Source organism: Vibrio gelatinilyticus (genome assembly GCF_022836845.1).
GTDB lineage: Bacteria > Pseudomonadota > Gammaproteobacteria > Enterobacterales > Vibrionaceae > Vibrio > Vibrio gelatinilyticus.
This window is the reverse complement of record NZ_JAJNNZ010000015.1, coordinates 23,360-42,883: the sequence shown is the minus strand read 5'-3', so window position 1 is coordinate 42,883 and position 19,524 is coordinate 23,360. Positions and strand designations below refer to the sequence as shown.

The following is a 19,524-nucleotide window of genomic DNA, read 5'->3' as shown; positions in this document are numbered from 1 at the left end:
CGATAGCGTGAAGAATGAAGTGCAAAACAGATTGACTCTATCCCTACGCCAGCATTATCTGGATCAGGTCATCGGGTTGCGAAACTCTCGCTCTCAGCATCTTATTCGGTTCAACTATTAACCGATGCACCCCGTGAGTGAATTACCAATATGGTAACAGCAGACGGATTGTAACGCTCATGTTGCATTTTATCCATCAATAATACATTCACATTAATGCCAACAATCTATCGGTGGTCGTACCCCCAACGCGGAACCAGTTCTTGATCAATCTGCAAGTGATCCAAAATCCTAGCCACCATAAAGTCAACCAAATCATCAATCGAGCTCGGTTGATGATAAAAGCCAGGGGCAGCGGGCATGATGGTGACTCCTACCTTTGACAATTTCAACATGTTCTCTAAATGCAGTGTCGAAAACGGCGTTTCGCGCACCACCAGTAGCAGTTGACCACGCTCTTTAATCACCACATCGGCCGCGCGTTCAATAAGATTATCTGACATACCATGAGCAATAGCCGCCACGCTGCCTGCCGAACAAGGACAAATAACCATTTTCTTTGGAGCGGCAGAACCTGACGCAACGGGCGAAAACCAGTCTTCTTTGCCACATACAATTAACTGCTCAGGCCTGCATTGAAGACGTGAGATTAGTGCCTTTTGTGCCGTTTCTGGGTTGGCTGGCAGTTTGACATCATGCTCTGTCGCTAACACCACGCGAGCGGCAGAAGAAATCAGTAAATACACTTGATAATCTGCGGCAAGTAGGCGCTCTAATAGCCGGATACCATAAGGAGCACCAGAAGCGCCTGTAAAGGCTAAGGTAATTGCCTTCTTTTTTTCCATCATTGTGCTAAGGCCTTTAAAAGCTTGTCGTGAATACCATCAAAGCCACCATTACTCATCACCAAAACCTGATCTCCCGCAGATACTGTGTTCATAATTTTCTTGACCAGTTCATCAACACTACCACTCACTACCACAGGTTGTGTGCAAGCACTTGCTATATCAGTCACCTGCCAGTTAATGTCGCTTGGTTGGAATAAAAAAACTTCGTCAGCTTCTGTAAGAGCGCTGGCTAACGTTGATTTATGCACACCTCGTTTCATTGTTGCTGAGCGTGGCTCCAATACCGCAAGAATTCGCTGCGAGCCGACCTTATTACGTAAACCTTGCAGCGTGAGTTCAATGGCTGTTGGATGATGAGCGAAATCATCGTAAACCGATACACCAGCGACTTCTCCTTTAAATTCAAGGCGTCGTTTGGTATTGATGAAACGCCCCAAAGACTCACAGGCTAATTCGGGGACGACACCAACATGTCGTGCTGCAGCTATGGCCATGAGTGCATTATTCACATTATGATCGCCAACGAGATCCCACTTCACCTCACCCACTTTGTGGCCATGAAGAAACACATCGAACTGAGAACCATCGGCGATGTGTTTTTTAGTCAGCCAATCCCCCTTATCGCCAGTATGTTCGACTTCGCTCCAGCAGCCACGACTTAATACATCGGCTAACGCAGTATCAGATCGCGGTACAAACACTCGACCATTGCCTGGCACCGTTCTCATCATATGATGGAACTGTCGCTTAATAGCTTCGAGATCATCGAATATATCCGCATGATCAAATTCTAGATTATTCATGATGAGAGTGCGTGGGTGATAGTGAACAAATTTCGAGCGCTTATCGAAAAATGCACTGTCATATTCATCCGCTTCAACCACGAAAAACATCGATTCGCCTAGCCTTGCGGATTGGCCAAAGTTACCGAGCACACCACCGACTAAGAAGCCTGGACTGTAGCCACAATCTTCCAGGATCCAGCTCAGCATACTGGCAGTCGTGGTTTTTCCATGGGTGCCTGAAACGGCAAGTACCCAGCGGTCATGCAGTAAAAATTCTTGCAACCATTGTGGGCCTGAGGTGTAACGAAGATTATGATTGAGTACATATTCGACACATGGGTTACCTCGGCTCATAGCATTGCCAATAACGACAAGATCTGGAGCAGGTTTAAGCTGACTCGGGTCAAAGCCTTGAATAATCTCAATACCTTGGGATTCAAGCAACGTACTCATCGGGGGATATACATTGGCATCTGAGCCAGTCACTTTATGCCCAAGCTGTTTTGCTAATGCGGCGGCGCCGCCCATAAAAGTGCCACAAATGCCTAAGATATGAATATGCATTATTTTGTCCCTAGTTAATCAGGCTGTTTCCGCTATATATACCCAATCAAGCGTTCAAAAGCGAGTACCATGGTCAATGTCTACAAAATTGTGACACAAAACCAACATTTTTCTTTCTTAAACAGTTACTTCATTACCATTAAAAAGTTCTCCCATCTACACTAGTAGCACGTGCCAAAGCGAGATGTTACATCGCTGCACGCAACTCCCCCTACCAACAAGATAGTTAAGGAATAAACATGCCAGAAATGCGCACCCTAGGAGAGTTCATTGTTGAGAAACAAAACGACTTCCCCCATGCTAGCGGTGATCTTTCATCTCTGATATCTTCAATTCGACTCGCTGCTAAAATTGTAAACCGTGAAATAAACAAAGCCGGTCTCGTTGACATTACCGGTGCCATTGGTACAGAAAACGTGCAAGGTGAAGCTCAGCAGAAACTTGATGTCTATGCCAATGACAAATTTAAAGCGGCACTGGAAGCCAGAGACCAGGTTTGTGGTGTGGCAAGTGAAGAAGAAGACGAAGCCGTCGCCTTTAACAAAGAACTCAACAAAAACGCCAAATATGTTGTTCTGATGGACCCACTTGATGGCTCATCCAATATTGATGTTAATGTCTCTGTCGGAACGATTTTTTCAATCTATCGTCGCGTATCTCCGATCGGAACGCCTCCCACTCAAGAAGACTTCTTACAGCCGGGTAACAAACAAGTCGCAGCAGGCTATGTGGTTTATGGCTCTTCAACCATGCTGGTGTATACCACTGGTAAAGGCGTCAACGGTTTTACCTATGACCCGTCGATTGGCACATTCTGCTTATCTCATGAAAACATGATGATTCCAGACAGCGGCACCATATACTCAATTAATGAAGGCAATTACATTCGCTTCCCAATGGGAGTTAAGAAATACATTAAGTATTGCCAAGAAAATGTGCCTGAGGAAAAGCGTCCGTACACTTCCCGCTATATTGGTTCACTGGTTTCGGACTTCCACCGCAACCTGTTGAAGGGGGGAATTTACCTCTACCCGAGCACTCAAAGTCACCCTAGCGGAAAACTACGACTGCTCTACGAATGCAACCCAATGGCATTTATCATGGAGCAAGCTGGCGGAATCGCGACCGATGGCCAGGGCCGTATCATGGACATTAAACCAACCGAGCTACACCAGCGCGTCCCATTTTTTGTCGGCTCCAAGCACATGGTCAACAAAGTAGAACAATTCCTTAAAGAATACCCAGAGTCATAACTTCGAAGTGTCTCTCACTGAGGCACTTTTTGTTTCTTTTTCGACCGTATATACTTAATCAAAAACAAGAGGCGCACAGTCGCTGTGAGCCTCTTATTGATTAGTGCCAGTCGAAAAGGAAAGTCAAATGAGCCTAAATGATGTCCCTGCAGGAAAATCGTTACCTGATGATATTTATGTCGTCATCGAAATTCCAGCCAATGCCGATCCCATAAAATATGAAGTCGATAAAGACTCTGGAGCTGTATTTGTCGATCGGTTTATGTCTGCTCCCATGTTTTATCCCTGCAACTACGGGTATGTCAATCATACTCTGTCACTAGACGGTGACCCTGTGGATGTGCTCGTCCCGACACCGCACCCGCTCATGCCTGGCTCTGTCATTCGCTGTCGTCCTGTTGGTGTTCTAAAAATGACCGACGAGTCTGGTGAAGATGCCAAAGTGATCGCAGTGCCTCACTCGAAACTGTCGAAAGAATACGACCATATCCAGGATGTTGATGACATACCACAGTTACTCAAAGCGCAAATCACGCACTTCTTTGAGCGTTATAAAGATCTTGAAGCAGGGAAGTGGGTCAAGGTTGACGGGTGGGCTGATGCTCAAGCTGCGAGAGACGAAATAGAAAGCTCTTACCAGCGAGCTCAGTAATCCGAGAGTTGCTTTAGATATGCCCGAGTTAATTTCGGGCATCTTTTTAGGTAACGCTGACATCAGCGTCGATTGCGCCGTTTTTTCCCACGCCAGTATTCATCGAGATATCGAGGGTCGAGATCATTACAAATACCGTAGTAGATCTTGCCGTTGTACCCCAAGACAAATGGGTCTTGCTGACAATATTGCTGCTTGCCTTCGGCGTACCCCTGACGATAGGCATGAATAAGCTCCTTGCTGTTACCGCTTGTCAGCTTGAAAAGATCGCGCTCATCTTGTTCGATATACCCTTTGCTGGCCCAAGCATAGCCATAGTTTTTCCAATCCCTGTTACTATCGGAATTGGGAGCCTCGACTGAAACACAACCGACCATTCCTAAGGCGATGACCAACGCTATTAAATATCGCATATAGCCTCCATAGATAAGTGCCATAAAGCACAGTGCACCTAATCTAAGGCTAGCGCATACAGCCCGTATTCGCTTTTCTATTTCATATCAAATTGATACAAGAACAATACTGTGCTGTACAGACCCGAAATAGCTTCTACGTAAAAATCTTCGATGATGCGATAGCGAACGGTAAATTCACCGAGCGAGTTAAAAATGCCAACACCGTATTTAACTTGCAGTCCCGGTAATACATAACCACTCACTGTCACTTGTGAGTCATCACCAGACCCAGCTGTATCCAGCTGCAGATCTTGAACCCCAAACGCCTGGCCAATTTCACCGACCACTTTACCACTTTTTGCCAGGCTCAATCCTATGAGCGTCGTGGTAAGCGCGTTACCGCCAGCTTCACCATCAATATCTTGTCCTCGCAGTAAATAAGACAGTGCATTGGCTTGCGGCATAACCGGATCGGAAAAGATCTCAATGACAGGTTCATCCGCCAAACCAGTGACTTTGACACCTGCTTTCACGTCATCTGCGGTTGTCTCTGGATTACGGATCGCTTTGATTGACACGTAGGGTTGATCGATAGGTCCCGTCATCAAGATTTTACCTTCTTCAATGATCAAGTCCTGACCAAAGGAACGATAAGAACCTTTTACGATATTGACTTCCCCTTGCACAAACGGGCCCTTGTCTTTTTGAGAAACATTCAGGCCCCCTCTTAAGCCACCCTTAAGCCCAAAAGCCGAGAGTTGAAAATCGTTACCAATGCGGATATTGATATTGGTTTCGATGTTAAACGGGATGGTCCTTTCTTCGATAATTGGGGATAAATCAGGCTTAAGCAACACTTGATCTTTCGAGACACTAATCGCACTAGCGGGTAATTCCTCGACCAGTATTCGCGCCCAAGGTAAAGCAATATCACCCGTGATTTTGGCAAGCTTCGGATTCACCTCGATGTTCATATCTGGTACGATTTCAATCTTGACCATTGGAGGAACGGTGACTCTAAGTTTCTTAGCGAAGACTCGAACCTTGCTGCTCCAAGCTTGTAAGTCTCGCCAATTGCCTTCACCCGAGACGTTGAGCTCCCCATCAGTGGTCATCATTTTCGCATCGAGATTGGCATCATAACCGTTAAAACTTAGATCCAAATTTCCCGACTGAACTTCCACCGGAGAAAGCTCTCCTCTAAGTGATAAATCACTGGCCTTAAATTGACCATATACCTGTGGATGGAGCACATCCCCTTGTATTTTCAACCTAGAGGTAAAAATCGCAGAAAGTTGGTTGTACTCCCCTAGTAACGGCTGTAAAAAATCCAGATTAAACGTCGATAGCTCAATGTCCGCATCTATTTTTTGCTGTGCTGCGGTGACATTGGGTAATCGCGCCTTGCCAGAAAAATCTCCGTTATCGGTAAAGTCTATTAGCCAACTGGCATCAAGAGTATCGTTGGCTAATCGCGCTTGTAGTGCTACTGATTCCCAAGCGATATCCACTGGATTTTCAAGTTGCTGTGTTACCTTGCCCTTGGGCAAGGTAACATCAATTTTAACTTCGGGGACCTCTTCAGGAGCCCATTTAGCCCATTTAGCCCATACTGTGGCATCAACACTGCCCTTAAGCTGGGTTTCTTTTGGCAGGTAAGCCTGGATCTGAGAAAAATTAAAATTTCTTATCGTAACCAATGCTTCTCCAGATACGCCTGCAATGATGTCTTTTTCCAGGCACAATTTCGACTGCTCTTGCCACCAGCAGTGAGCAGACACATTTGCCTGCTGTTTATCAACATCGACCACAATTGGTGTGGCTTTTGCGAGATCAAGCGGCCCTTGCTCGGTTTCAAAGTGCGCTCGGGTGAGTTGTCCTTGCCAAATTATACTTGGTTTGAGTTCCAACTGACCTGCGATGGCTAAACTGGCAGACAATAAGGGCGAGACGACATCTAACGCAATATCGTGTGATTGCTCATTCCACTGAATCTTCATATTCACGCTGTCGACATCATTACCTTGATAGGCAATTTTTCGAGCATTCAACCTAAGATCGGCGAAAGGCAGCGGCAGCGGCTTCAGTTGTCCTTGCAGTCGAAATGACGCCAAACTGGCCTCTTGTTGCCAATCAATATTGCTCGCAGCTAAATCAACCGTGATGTCTGGTTCTTTAACATTCCCCTTAAGAGCCAACCTCCCACTGACTTGACCTTGAAGATCTGGAACCGTTTTTTGTAACTGATTGAAATCGATATCAATAGCCATGTTCCATTGCTTATTCAACTCCCCTCTGGCAAACAAGGCGTTGGGGCCATGGGCTAAAGACAGGCCGCTAGTGCTGGCCATAATTTCACCCGTTCCCTTGTGATCCGATGCGCTAAGCTCTCCTTTCACAACGAGAGGAAACTCCCTCAATACTCCCGTTAGATCCAGAGTCGGAACCTGCGCTTGCCAACCTCCCGCCTCAGTGAGCGAACCGGTCGTGACGATGCGTCCACTAACGTTTCCTTCCGCCTCAGGCCATTGCAACCCCGGCTGAATATTGCTGAGCTTTACATCGGCATCCCAATTGATGGGCGATGCCCAGTTAACCATCACGGTACCATCCAGCTTGCCTCCCAAGGTCTTCAAAGAAAGCGAGGCCAAATCAATATGCTCGAGTGAACCTTGTCCGTTAAGATCAATCTCCATTGCTGGGATCGGCTTACCATCAACCGCTCCCGTCAACGCAACGGTATAGTCGTTCATCGAACCACTGGCCGTCACCTTTTTCAGGTCGACCTGATAATCGCTTTTGCCAGTAAGAGGCCATTGAGCCTTTGCGTTAGAGAGAACAAAATCGAACGGCAGCTCAGGATCCAGTGGCTTCACTCGCCCAGTCAGTTTTGCGTCGATCAACCCTTGCCACTGACTATCTAGTATCAGGTCCGACACTCTACCTTGAGCCGATAACGCAAGGGATTGACCGGCCAATTCCGTCTCTTTGACATCCAACGTCAATTTCAAGTTGAGCGGATAATCACGACGTAAAATAATATTGCCAGCCAATGTCGCATTGGCTTGTGGAACGTCCAGCTCTAGTGAATCTACGTTGACTGAGAACTCGCCGGCTTGACCAGAAAAACCTAGATGGTTAACCACTATCGGTTGCTCTTGTTTCAATAAGAAGTTATCGATATCAATACGGGTAATATTGATAAACAGCGGTATCAAGACTTCCGGCAACACAATACCCTGCTCAGCCACACTGTTCTCTTCATCCTCGCCACTCGGAGAAGTGGCGACTGGAGATGGACTGTTTTGCCCAGTGGTTTCGTCGGGTAAGGTCGAATTTAGTTCAGCGCCTTGAGGGCTAACCTCAGCATCTACTGCAAGTTCAACCGAGATATCAGACAGGCGCGTCTTACCGATAGAAAGCCGTTGTCCTGCCATCGACAATGAGGTTTCAAAGCGCTGCCATTGAATGTTGTGCTGCAAAATATCCAATTGAATATCATCAAGTTTCACTACACCAACCACAATTGGGATGGGAACCGACACTTTCTTTAGTGGCTCTGAGGGTTCTGAGGCGGGCTCACTGGTTGGCAACTCTGGCATCACAAAGTTGAGACCTGAAATCGCGATTTCGTTGATACACAACCTTGGATCTGTCAAGCAGTTAAGATCCACAGCCAATGTGACAGCGTCGGCTTTAAGGTCAATGTGCAAATCGGCATCATTAAAACGTACATCACGAAGCGTAAAACGGGGAAATAATGCTCCTTCGGCCTGCGAATACTGAAACTGTGGAACTGCTTTTTCTGCGCCCCACAATGCCAGATTTAATCCAGTATTGGTAAACAGCAGAGCCGCGACAGAGACGACAACGATCAGCAGTAATAGCAATAAAAGTGCTGATAGCCACTTGGTAATTCGCCACACTTTCAACATCATAGTTCTGGTCCCAACGAAAAGTGTAATCGCCATTCCGGCTCTGGCTTGTCCATGCCATAAGCAAAATCAAATCGAATAGGCCCGACTGGTGATACCCAACGAACCCCGAATCCTGCGCCTCTTTTCAATTCAGGAGTATCATTAAACGCATCACCTATATCGAAAAAGGCCGCCCCCCACCAATCGTTATAGACACGGTATTGGTACTCTAAAGTTGAGGTTGTTAGATATTTCGCGCCCGTTTTCTTTCCCGAGCTATCAACGGGTGAAATGCTCTCGTAATCGTATCCACGGACACTGTTGTCACCGCCTGCATAGAAACGTAAAGAAGGTGACAATTTGGCGAAATCATCAACGACATTTACCCCTAGGTCGACCTTAAATAAACCACGGTGATTGCTACCGACACTGCCGATCCACGCCGAGGTACCGCGCATACGCAATACCCTAGTTTCAGACAACATACTGTCATCGCCATACTCAAACATAACCGTCTGTTTGTTGCCACTCATAGGTAATACACCACCTCGAGTTTCAATGCGGGAAAAAGAAATACCTGGGAGCAAAAACTGGCCAACATCACCTTCCAAGTTGCGTTCATAATCCTCGATCAAGTAACGCACGTACAAGTTGCGATGCCAACCACTTTCGAGCACCCAGTGACGCTCAAACGCCAAGTTAGACTCCAGCGTCTTCTTATCCGAACGGTTCACATTCTTTAATCCGTACTGAATGCGGTAGTAGTCATTGAGTACATCATCGAGTGGAATTTTGTAGCCCGCGGTCACTTGCTGCTCTGGGATCGAGTATTCAATACTTGAGTCAAAACTGTGCCCCTGTTCATTAACCCACGGCTTTTTCCACTTAAATTTTACTTTTGCACCGACATCGGTCGAGTAACCTAAGCCCGTTTCAAATTGATTTCTGACTTGCGGGGCCAGTGAGACTTTCATCGGTAATTCGCGCCCTTGACCAATGTATTCCAAATCGGGTTCAACAAACACCGAAGAAAACCATTCGGTGTTGGAAAGATTTTGGTTGTGACGAGCGACCTTCGACACTTGATAGCTGTCTCCGGTTTTATAGGGCTGTAACGATTGCACCTTTTGAATATCAATCTGGCTGCCTGTTATCGTCGAGGACCCAAAAGAATAGCGAATGCCACTGTTAAAATAGAGACGAACGTAGGCCTGATTTAACTCTGGAACCACCTCTAAACGGCTTAAGGTATATTCCCCTTCAAAGTACCCTTTCTGTAGCGCTAAGTTGCGAATATTCGATTTGATGGCGTCGTAGCGACTATGATCGAGAACTTGCCCCTTTTGGATGGGGGAGGTGCGAACCAGTTTAATAAAATCGTCATCTTTGGCGGCTTCACCGGTAATTTGAATGTCCACCAGTTCAACCACAGTCGGAGGCCCAGGGTCAACATTGACTGTGATTTCCTGGCTGTTTTCGACAATGTCGAAGGCTATCTTAGGATTGTAATAGCCAAGCGCACTTAGCGCTTGATTGAGTTCATTGGTGAGTCGAGCCTGAAAACGTAATGATGTTGAATAGTCGCTTTGCGCAATAGCGGAAACATAAACATCGACGTTGTCTGACAATGCCCCCTTTAATCCTTTAATGTTCAATCTGAGCTCTTCGCCAAACGCAGACAGTGGCAACAGGAGCACAAAGAAAAATGAGTAGATTTGTTTTATCATGCGTATACAAGTACAACCCAAGACAACACCATTGACCTCTAAAATGATAACCCTGTTCAGATATTAAGTCTGTATATTAATAGCAAGACTTTAAAAAATAACTAACATTTATCTCATCTTTTCAGTGAGTCACTGGTCGAAATGGAGCTGAGGAAGACCTATGAGTACAACGAACCCCGTAACAAAGCACGACGCTTTAATTGGCCGAGACACCCCGATCGCCATTATGGAGCCACACTACATCAATGGCAGTGACCTCAACGGAGCTTTAATCGAAAACCAAGCACAGGTGTTGTTTGGGTTAGGTTGCTTTTGGGGGGCAGAGCGATTGTTTTGGCAAATCAATGGGGTGGTATCGACCTCCGTGGGATACAGCGGCGGATTTACCAAAAACCCCACATACGAAGAAGTGTGCAGTGGACAAACCGGACACGCCGAAGTCGTCAAAGTCGTGTTCGATACACAAACAGTTAACTTTGAGACATTACTCAGGGCATTTTGGGAAAAGCACGACCCGACTCAGGGAATGAGACAAGGGAATGATATCGGCACTCAGTATCGCTCTGTCATCTATGTTTATGACGACACCCAAATGCATCTAGCGCAACAATCTAAAGTCGCTTACCAGTCGGCTCTTGGCGCTGAATCAAACATTACCACAGAGATCTCCACTGCTGGCCCGTACTATTTTGCTGAGATCTACCACCAGCAATACCTTGCAAAAAACCCTAACGGTTATTGTGGTCTTGGTGGTACGGGGGTTTGCTTCCCTCCAAATTAAGCCAAATTTATTGCTATAGCTTATCAATCACTCCACGTGATAAAAACTTAAAGCCCTGACCATCGATATGATCAGGGCTTTAATGATTTTTAACGTCTTTGCCAGCTTTACGTCGCTAAAGTCGCAATTGCAACATTCACTTCTTTAAACACTGACAAGTGCTTTTTATTGTCCACCTCTGGCAGCAAAACCTTACCGTTATCAAAACTGAACACGCCAATGCCTGCGATGATGAACTGTCCTTTAAACAGCGTCTTCACAAACTTAGCTATCTGTCGCGGACGATAAACTGAAAATTCTCGTAGCATAACCTAACCCCAATATCCGTTTGAGTACAACTCACGATTGCGCAGAACACGATAAACAACCTACGACGCACAATATCCTTTGTGCTTATACGGGGATTATAACTTAAATATCGCTAGGCTCAAGAGGGATTAACAACTTTGCAACAATTATTAAAATACTGTTATGCTATGCCAAGATTTACGTAGCACTCAAAGCGTCCTCATCAATGCTGACATATTGATGACAATGCATACAATAATCGCTGCTAAATCCTTCGTGGAACGCAAATAAAAGGCTTATGAACCTTATGTGTTTCTGCGCTCATTCAATAACAATGGAAAATAATATGAAAATGAAGTCTCTCCTAGTCCTTGGGCTACTGTGTTCTCCTGCACTTGCACTAGCAAACAATCTGGGGATTGGTCAACAAGTGAACAGTGTGTCCGTTGAATCTCACGGTGAATTGCTGCTCGATAATGAGAACATCCGCTATGAGCAATGGAATAGCCAAGACATGCTTGGAAAAGTTCGGGTTATCCAGGCGATTGCAGGTCGCAAAAGCGCGAAGAAAATGAACGCGCCGCTGATGGCCGCCATTACGGAAGCCAAGTTCCCGCCAGAAAGCTATCAAACCACGACCATTATTAATCAAGACGATGCGATGTGGGGCACTGGCTCATTCGTAAAATCATCTGCAGAAGATAGCAAACAGGAGTTTCCTTGGTCTTCAATGGTGCTAGACGAGAAGGGCATCGTCGCCAATGCGTGGCAACTCAAAGAAGACAGCTCTGCGATTATCGTCCAAGACAAGCAGGGCAAAATTTTGTACATCAAAGAAGGCGCTTTGACCGACGATGAGATTCAACAAGTACTGGCAATGATCAGAGACAACCTGTAGTTCATTAACAAACTGACACGGGAGCCTGTGTGCTCCCCTTGTTGATCCACCGTCTGAATGCGAACGCTTTACTCGTTTACATTGGTAAATGTTCAGATTTGTTATAACATAACAATTTCTGATTAAACGAGAATAAGTCGCATGTCGTCGATTTCATATATCAAGTCAAGCTCTAGGCTCAGCGCTGTATTGTGCCTAAGCCTGCTGCTACTTGCTCTCAATGCGTTATCAATTGAGCATAATTATAACGCTCACATCGACCACCAAGAGCATCATTGCCCGCTTTTTACCAAAGGGACGCATTCTCTGCCTGTTGGCAACACCAACATACCCTGTCGCGTCGTTTCAATCTCTATTCTTGAAGTCATAGATAATAGTATCTGCCACTGTAAGCCTGCGAGCATCAGCGCTCGCTCTCCGCCCTTGCTAACGTAACCCCTACTATTTATCTATCGTTATCAAATATTAAGATTTAAGGAATACCCATGAAACTCAAGATGACTCTATTAGCCGGGCTTGTTGTCTCTCAATTTGCTGTCGCTGAAGAAAACTTTCGCCAACACGATGCTCACGTTCACGGCCATGTGGAGTTTAATATCGCGCAAGACGGCCAAGATTTACTGGTCGAAATTACCGCACCAGGGGCGGACGTTGTCGGCTTCGAACACGCTCCAAAAACAGAGGCAGAAAAAGCGAGTGTCGCCAAAGCAAAGGCAACCCTCAATGACGTTAATAGCGTGCTTATCTTACCTACCTCAGCGGGTTGTAAGCTGGTAGACGTAGATGTCGACACGACGCTGGAGTCACACGAAGACCACCATGATCATGACGATCACAAAGACCACGACGATCACAAAGACCACGATGAGCATCACGACCACGACGATCACAAAGACCATGATGAGCATCACGACCACGACGATCACAAAGACCATGATGAGCATCACGACCACGACGATCACAAAGACCATGGTCACGACGGCCATGGTGAGTTCAGCGTCCAATATCAATTTACGTGTAAAGACTTTAGCAAGTTAAACCAGATTGACACTCAGTGGTTCACTCACTTCCCAGCTACAGAAAAAGTATCAGTAAACTTATTAACTGATGCCGCGCAGTCTGCTACTGAACTAACATCAGGCAACACTGTCATTAAACTGTAAGCATCCCCCCCCTAAGCCGTAATGGTGCGGCTTAGGGGGCGAGGATAAGAGGACACTATGGCTAGAGTAATCGAACTCACCGATCTGACTTTCCAATGGCACCCAGAGCAAGATCCAACACTGGATATCCCATCACTGGCTATCGAGCAGGGTGAGCATTTATTTTTGAAAGGCCCAAGCGGCTGCGGTAAGTCCACCTTATTGGGGCTACTAACCGGTATCAATGTCGCTACATCTGGCGATGTAGTTGCTCTTGGTCAGAATCTAAAATCCCTATCAGCCAGTGCTCGGGACAAGTTCAGAGCCGATCATATCGGATACATCTTCCAACAATTTAATCTGCTGCCTTATCTTTCTGTGATTGATAACGTTACTCTGCCTTGTCAATTTTCTCGCACTCGCAAGCAGAAAGTCACTGAGCCTTTGCACGAAGAAGCCAAACACTTGCTAGAACATTTAAGACTGCCCCATCACCTGCTCAACAAACCGGTGATTGAACTAAGTATCGGTCAACAGCAACGAGTCGCGGCAGCAAGAGCCCTGATTGGTCAACCTGAATTTCTGATTGCGGATGAACCGACATCGGCTTTGGATCACGACAATCGTGAGGCCTTTATAGAACTGTTGATGGAGCAAGCCAACGTAGCAAAGTCTACGTTAATCTTTGTCAGTCATGACCCGACGTTAGAACCCTTGTTTACCCGAAGCGAAAACCTACAAGATATCAACCGAGCGAGGGCGCTATGAGCATCACTTTAAAACTTGCTTGGAAAAGCCTGCTTAATCGAAAAACAACAGCATTACTGACCGTTATGACCGTCGCTATTTCGGTGATTTTATTGATGGGCGTTGAGCGTATCCGGACTCAGGCCAAAAGCAGTTTCGCTAACACAATATCAGGCACCGATCTCATCGTGGGTGGTCGTTCAGGGCAAGTGAATCTGCTTCTTTACTCGGTTTTCCGTATTGGTAATGCCACCAATAATATTGACTGGAAAAGCTTTGAAGAATTTAGTCATCACCGCTCCGTTGACTGGGCAATCCCAATATCTTTGGGTGACTCTCACAAAGGCTTTCGAGTGATGGGCACCAACCACAGCTATTTTGAGCATTACCAGTACGGACAAAAACAGGCACTAAGCTTCGCTTCAGGTCACCAGTTCAACGGATTATTTGAAACGGTGCTAGGCTCAGACGTTGCGAAATCATTAGGCTACGATATTGGTAGCAAGCTCATCATTGCACACGGTATCAGTGATGTGGGCTTTAGTCGTCATGATAACCTGCCATTCAAAGTCGTCGGAATTTTAGCACCAACCGGAACGCCAGTAGATAAAACGGTCCATGTGTCATTAGAGGCTATCGAAGCCATACACGTCGGTTGGGAGTCTGGCGCTAATCTGGGGAATACACCCAGTAAAAAACAGCTAGAACAAGTTGATTTTCAACCCAAGCAAATTACCGCAATGATGATTGGCTTAAAAAGTAAAATTCAAACCTTCGCGCTACAAAGACAAATTAACACCTACCCGGATGAACCATTGAGTGCGATTCTACCCGGCATCGCACTCCATGAACTTTGGGCTATGATGAGCATCGCTGAGCAGGCCTTGTTGGTCGTCTCAGTGTTTGTCGTCATCGCAGGGTTTCTGGGAATGCTCAGCAGCCTACTTACCAGTTTGCAAGAGCGCAGAAGAGAAATGGCAATATTGAGAGCAATGGGAGCAAGACCTAAGCACATTTTTGCCTTGCTTATTTGTGAAGCCAGTGGCCTAACATTACTTGGAATCACGGTTGGGATCAGTCTCTTATTTACGTTACTGACTCTTGCCGCTCCCTTTGTTCGGGCTCATTATGGCATTAATATTGAGATCAGTGCCATTACTAGCCATGAATGGCTATTACTCGGCTGTGTGCAGTTTGCGAGTATTGTTATTGGCTTTATTCCAGCTTTTAGAGCGTATCGTCAGTCTTTGAGTGACGGTATGACCATACGCATTTAACGTAGAACACTATGATGAAAAAACTATTAATACTGGCAACACTGCTCTGTACCGCAACATTCTCTTTCGCCAATGACGAATCACCATTGACGCTCGATTGGATTGATTTAATACCTAAATCAGAAAGAAACCAATTTGATGCCATGGGAATGCCAAATGCCGATCATTCAGGAAACGCCGCACTGCAGTCAAAAATAGGCAGCGTGCGCCAGGAACTCAATGGCAGCCAAGTTAGGTTACCAGGATTTGTGATCCCACTAGAGGGCGATGAGAATAACGTCACTGAATTTCTTCTGGTTCCCTACTTTGGCGCCTGTATTCACGTACCACCACCACCACCAAACCAAATCGTGTATGTGAAGTTTGAAGAAGGGGCGCCAGTCCACAGACTTTGGGATGTGATTTACGTTGTCGGAACATTAAAGACAGAAACCATCAACCACGAGCTAGCTGAAACCGGCTACGTTATTGATGGTATTCGAATTGAAGACTATGACGATGACGATGACTACAACAATGACTAATGCTGTTGAGAACAGCGATGAAATGTAAATAACTATCCTTCAGGATCTTCACGCTAGGTTATTCTAACTAACTAATATAAGTCGATAGATAGCCTAGCACACCTAAATATAAGCAGAGCAATAGCGCTGTCGATAAATGTTTTTTGAGTTTATTCTCGCTTGATTGCCGCATAAACCCTCCTTGCTTTTGTGTAACAAATTTAACAAAAATTTATCATATCGCCTAGCGTTTTTTGCTTGCTGTACCCATTTAGGGCGTAATATTGTCAATACGGAAATAACTTCACAGTCTTTTTACTAGAATATTGGCCCTAAGCGCAGTAAATTAATCAATATTGCTTAATAACCGAGCGAACCATGAGTGACATTACACCGGTGGTCTCTGACGATCATAATGAGCGTGCTGGCTCTCAGCAACGAACGCAATCAGACAAAAAGACCCACCACATCAAAGGCAGTATTTTTCGTATTAAGGCCATTGCTGAAAAGCACGGCCTGGATGCAATGATCTCTGAAGACACGCCTTCCAAGTCTCTGTTCGAAAGAGCACTGCTAAGAGAAAAGCAACGTAAAGAGCTACGGCAGAAGAACCTCGAGCTGATACTCAAAGTCGCCCTCGACTCTTGCCAGGATGAAATTGCAGGTGAGCCTGACCACGATTGGCTGCTACGCTTTCTCGATTTAGCTCAGGATATTCATAATCATTCAATGCAGAAACTGTGGGCGCAAGTGCTAAAGCGCGAGGTCACCAAACCCGGTTCAACATCACTCAAAGCACTCAAAGTGCTGAAAAACATGACTCCAAATGAAGCGCAAACTTTGCAAAAAGCCGCGTCTTTGGCCTGCTCTTTTGGTAGCGACAACAGTAAGAAATTGCTACTTGGTATTAAGTCTCAGACAGGGTTTTTCTTATTTTCGCGTAGAGAAAGCGTCGATGCCTTAAGCTTGGGAGAGTTTCAACTTCCCTATTCAAGTCTATTGATCTTAGTTGAATTAGGAATTGTGCTTGGAACCGAGCTGGAATCTGGTGTGATAGAGATTGAACCCGCTTTGAAACTCAGCTACCAAGGAAAAGAATACACCCTGCAGCCAAAAAGCAAGGGAACCACGATGACCTACTATCGTTTCACACCGACTGGTAACGAACTGTGTCAATTGCTGGGGAATCGAAGCAATCCCCGCTATCAAGAAAAGCTGGTCGAACTTTTAAATCGAAAGTTTCAGGTACAGTCTGACGTTCGAAGTCACTTTTACCATAAAGTCTAACGCGATAATTGCAGGCACCAAGCATGACACTTGGTGCTCCAGAGATTATGCGATAATCTGCCTTAAACGTAGCTCCGTTAGGCATTGTTGTACCAACTGTTCAACACTGTCTACTCCGGTAGCAAGTGTAATTTCGGCCGACAACGGCGCTTCATATTCTGAATCGATACCGGTGAAATTACTGATCTCGCCAGCACGAGCTTTCTTGTAGAGTCCTTTAGGATCGCGTGATTCACACACCGCTAAGCTCGCATCGACAAACACCTCCAAAAACTCATCCTCTGGAAGCAAGCTCCTAACAAGTTGCCGCTCTTCTCTATGCGGTGAAATAAAAGCCGAAAGCACAATCAATCCGGCATCGGCCATTAGCTTTGCCAGTTCACCGACTCGGCGAATGTTTTCACGACGATCTTGTTGAGAAAAGCCAAGATCGCGACACAGGCCATGACGGACATTATCACCATCCAATAAATAGGTATGATGCCCCATCTGCGTAAGCGCGTGCTCTAAAGCTCCAGCAACAGTAGATTTTCCAGCCCCAGATAGGCCTGTAAACCATAATACGGCGGGTTTTTGCTGCTTCGCTTTGGCACGAGTTTGCTTATCCACACTGTGCTGATGCCAAATTACATTTTCATCTTTTGACAATAAATCGGTTGTCATGCTCATTCCTTTATTTAATTACCAGCCCATTTGTCATCATCAAAATGGAAAAAAATGGGGGATCAACGTCAACACCAAAGTTGAATATACGATAGAGATTGGTATTCCTATTTTCAGATAGTCCTTCAAGCGATAGTTACCCACACTGTAGACCAGCAAGTTGGTTTGATAGCCGTAAGGTGAGATGAAGCTGGCGCTCGCCCCAAAAAGCACCGCCATGATAAAGGGCATAGGATCAACCCCATAGCCAACCGCCATGCTATAGCCGATTGGAAAAGACAATGCGGCAGCGGCATTGTTAGTCACCAATTCGGTAAGTAACAAGGTCATTAAGTAAGTGGCCACTAACGCACCAAACACTCCCCAACCGTTAAAACCTTCGAGAAACATCTCGCCCATACGAACAGACAGGCCTGATGAGATCATCAGTTGAGCTATCGATAGCGCCGAGCCAACTATCACGACAATATCCATTGGAAAGCGGCGGCGTAATTCACCGATATTGACAACGCCTAGCAACAGCATAGCGAGCACGTACACTGCCAACCCTTTAATAATCGGTAAGGTGTGAGTAAGTGCTAACGCAATCACCGTGATAAAGCCAAGCAGGACATAACCAGACTTAGTACTGTCTAATTTGGTGCTTGATTCTAAGTCATTCACCCAAACAAATTCTTTTCGGTGCTGACGACGTTCAGCCTCAAACCTTTTGCCAGGTGCAAGAACAAGGGTATCACCCGCTTGCAATACAATATTACCCAGACCTCCCTCTAATCGTTCGTGACCTCGCCTGATCGCGACAACCACTGCATCAAAACGATCACGAAAGCGACTCGATTTCAGGGTATTATTGCAGAATTTTGCCGATGAACTGACCACGACTTCTAGTAAGTTCTGACCATTTAAATGATGCTGCCCGAAAAAGGTCAATCCTTGAATTTCTTGCAATGTTGTGACGCTTTCTACGTCTCCGCAAAACAGCAATCGATCACGAGCTTGCAATACAAAATCGGGGCCCACCGAAGCAATCACCTCATCGTCTCGAACGACCTCTGCAAGAAACAGTTTTCTTAAAGCCCGCAGATTATTCTCGGTGATGCTTTTCCCAACTAAAGGTGAACCTGACTCTACACGTGCTTCCAAAAAATAGGGTAAATCATCTTGGCCAAATTCATCGTGGCTTGGCAAAAAATAACTCAAAGGTATTAATACCAGGACCCCGCCAACAAGCACCGTCAGACCAATCATCGTTGGTGCAAAGAAGTCGAGACTCGGTAAGCCTACATCTTCAACAAAGCTATTAATAATCAGGTTGGTTGACGTACCAATTAGGGTCAATGTTCCCCCTAAAATGGCTGCGTATGAGAGGGGAATCAACAGGCGAGATGGTGCATGTCGTTGATTGCGCTTTATTGCCCCAATCAGCGACACGACTACCGCTGTGTTGTTGGTAAACGATGACAGCAACGCAGTCGAAATTCCTAACTTTGCTACCACCGTTCCAAGTCGCCCAGAAGCAATGCTGCGGCTTACCCAACTAATTAGCCGGGTTTTCTCTAAAGCCGTCGATGCCAAAATGAGCAACACCAGGGTAAGTAGCGATGAGTTAGTGAAATTAGTGGCGACCGCGCTAAGCTCTATCATTCCCGTAAGAAACGCGATAAAAGCCGCACTTGCGAAGATAAGGCTAGGCTTAAGCTTCGTGGCAATAAGACAGCTGACAATCGCCATCAGCAATGCTAATACCACTCCTTGTTCCCACATCTATCTTATCCTCGCAAGTCAATACCGGAGCTA

The 19,524-nt window shown here is 45.8% G+C and carries 17 protein-coding genes and 1 riboswitch; of the genes, 9 read left to right on the top strand and 8 right to left on the bottom strand.

Features of this window, described 5'->3' with window-relative positions:
- Positions 1 to 22: 22 nt before the first annotated feature.
- A riboswitch (TPP riboswitch) is annotated at positions 23 to 144 on the bottom strand.
- An 83-nt stretch (positions 145 to 227) separates the two neighbouring features.
- Together LNL84_RS15955 and mpl are read right to left on the bottom strand one after the other, a co-directional pair.
- The gene (locus LNL84_RS15955) at positions 228 to 848 is read right to left on the bottom strand and encodes a flavin prenyltransferase UbiX (RefSeq protein ID WP_279611061.1); all 621 of its coding nucleotides are present in this window, start codon (positions 846 to 848) and stop codon (positions 228 to 230) included.
- Positions 845 to 2,197, bottom strand: coding sequence for a UDP-N-acetylmuramate:L-alanyl-gamma-D-glutamyl-meso-diaminopimelate ligase (mpl, locus tag LNL84_RS15950; RefSeq protein WP_244358557.1), 1,353 nt, complete (start codon positions 2,195 to 2,197; stop codon positions 845 to 847). The genes LNL84_RS15955 and mpl overlap by 4 nt, the downstream gene beginning before the upstream one ends.
- Positions 2,198 to 2,436: 239 nt before the next feature.
- Here mpl and fbp point away from each other — a divergent pair, with 239 nt between their 5' ends.
- Positions 2,437 to 3,450 (top strand): class 1 fructose-bisphosphatase, encoded by a 1,014-nt coding sequence (gene fbp, locus LNL84_RS15945; protein WP_244358556.1) that lies wholly within the window; start codon positions 2,437 to 2,439, stop codon positions 3,448 to 3,450.
- A gap of 127 nt (positions 3,451 to 3,577) precedes the next feature.
- Positions 3,578 to 4,102: an inorganic diphosphatase gene (gene ppa, locus LNL84_RS15940; protein ID WP_244358554.1), complete on the top strand. Its 525-nt coding sequence runs from the start codon at positions 3,578 to 3,580 to the stop codon at positions 4,100 to 4,102.
- A gap of 62 nt (positions 4,103 to 4,164) precedes the next feature.
- Here ppa and LNL84_RS15935 read toward each other — a convergent pair whose 3' ends face one another.
- From LNL84_RS15935 to tamA, 3 genes are all read right to left on the bottom strand, one after another.
- Complete coding sequence (locus LNL84_RS15935; RefSeq protein WP_244358552.1) at positions 4,165 to 4,515, bottom strand: DUF2799 domain-containing protein; 351 nt, start codon at positions 4,513 to 4,515, stop codon at positions 4,165 to 4,167.
- Positions 4,516 to 4,592: 77 nt separating this feature from the next.
- Positions 4,593 to 8,435 carry an autotransporter assembly complex protein TamB gene (gene tamB, locus LNL84_RS15930; RefSeq protein WP_425244320.1) on the bottom strand — a complete coding sequence of 1,281 codons (3,843 nt, stop codon included), beginning with the start codon at positions 8,433 to 8,435 and terminating at the stop codon, positions 4,593 to 4,595.
- The gene (tamA, locus tag LNL84_RS15925) at positions 8,432 to 10,141 is read right to left on the bottom strand and encodes an autotransporter assembly complex protein TamA (RefSeq protein ID WP_244358550.1); all 1,710 of its coding nucleotides are present in this window, start codon (positions 10,139 to 10,141) and stop codon (positions 8,432 to 8,434) included. Before tamA ends, tamB begins: the two co-directional genes overlap by 4 nt.
- A gap of 160 nt (positions 10,142 to 10,301) precedes the next feature.
- On the opposite strand from tamA, the gene msrA reads away from it, so the two are divergent.
- The gene (msrA, locus tag LNL84_RS15920; RefSeq protein WP_244358548.1) at positions 10,302 to 10,922 is read left to right on the top strand and encodes a peptide-methionine (S)-S-oxide reductase MsrA; all 621 of its coding nucleotides are present in this window, start codon (positions 10,302 to 10,304) and stop codon (positions 10,920 to 10,922) included.
- Between the two features lie 107 nt (positions 10,923 to 11,029).
- On the opposite strand, the gene LNL84_RS15915 is transcribed toward msrA, so the two are convergent.
- Positions 11,030 to 11,230: a DUF1107 domain-containing protein gene (locus tag LNL84_RS15915; protein ID WP_244358547.1), complete on the bottom strand. Its 201-nt coding sequence runs from the start codon at positions 11,228 to 11,230 to the stop codon at positions 11,030 to 11,032.
- A gap of 326 nt (positions 11,231 to 11,556) precedes the next feature.
- On the opposite strand from LNL84_RS15915, the gene LNL84_RS15910 reads away from it, so the two are divergent.
- The 6 genes from LNL84_RS15910 (at position 11,557) to LNL84_RS15885 (ending at position 17,064) form a co-directional block, all read left to right on the top strand.
- Entirely contained in the window at positions 11,557 to 12,108 is a 552-nt protein-coding gene (locus LNL84_RS15910; protein ID WP_244358545.1) for a YtfJ family protein, read from the top strand.
- 485 nt (positions 12,109 to 12,593) lie between these two features.
- Complete coding sequence (gene zrgA / locus LNL84_RS15905; RefSeq protein WP_244358543.1) at positions 12,594 to 13,271, top strand: zinc uptake protein ZrgA; 678 nt, start codon at positions 12,594 to 12,596, stop codon at positions 13,269 to 13,271.
- A gap of 57 nt (positions 13,272 to 13,328) precedes the next feature.
- Positions 13,329 to 14,018: an ABC transporter ATP-binding protein gene (locus LNL84_RS15900; RefSeq protein ID WP_244358541.1), complete on the top strand. Its 690-nt coding sequence runs from the start codon at positions 13,329 to 13,331 to the stop codon at positions 14,016 to 14,018.
- Positions 14,015 to 15,274 (top strand): ABC transporter permease, encoded by a 1,260-nt coding sequence (locus tag LNL84_RS15895; protein ID WP_244358539.1) that lies wholly within the window; start codon positions 14,015 to 14,017, stop codon positions 15,272 to 15,274. The genes LNL84_RS15900 and LNL84_RS15895 overlap by 4 nt, the downstream gene beginning before the upstream one ends.
- A gap of 11 nt (positions 15,275 to 15,285) precedes the next feature.
- Entirely contained in the window at positions 15,286 to 15,798 is a 513-nt protein-coding gene (locus LNL84_RS15890; protein WP_425244318.1) for a DUF3299 domain-containing protein, read from the top strand.
- Between the two features lie 357 nt (positions 15,799 to 16,155).
- On the top strand, positions 16,156 to 17,064 hold the full coding sequence (locus LNL84_RS15885; protein WP_244358537.1) for a TIGR03899 family protein: 909 nt from the start codon (positions 16,156 to 16,158) through the stop codon (positions 17,062 to 17,064).
- A gap of 45 nt (positions 17,065 to 17,109) precedes the next feature.
- Here the strand turns inward: LNL84_RS15885 and cysC are convergent, their stop codons facing one another.
- Entirely contained in the window at positions 17,110 to 17,727 is a 618-nt protein-coding gene (gene cysC / locus LNL84_RS15880; RefSeq protein WP_244358535.1) for an adenylyl-sulfate kinase, read from the bottom strand.
- 39 nt (positions 17,728 to 17,766) lie between these two features.
- Positions 17,767 to 19,491: an SLC13 family permease gene (locus tag LNL84_RS15875; protein WP_244358533.1), complete on the bottom strand. Its 1,725-nt coding sequence runs from the start codon at positions 19,489 to 19,491 to the stop codon at positions 17,767 to 17,769.
- Positions 19,492 to 19,524: the final 33 nt, after the last annotated feature.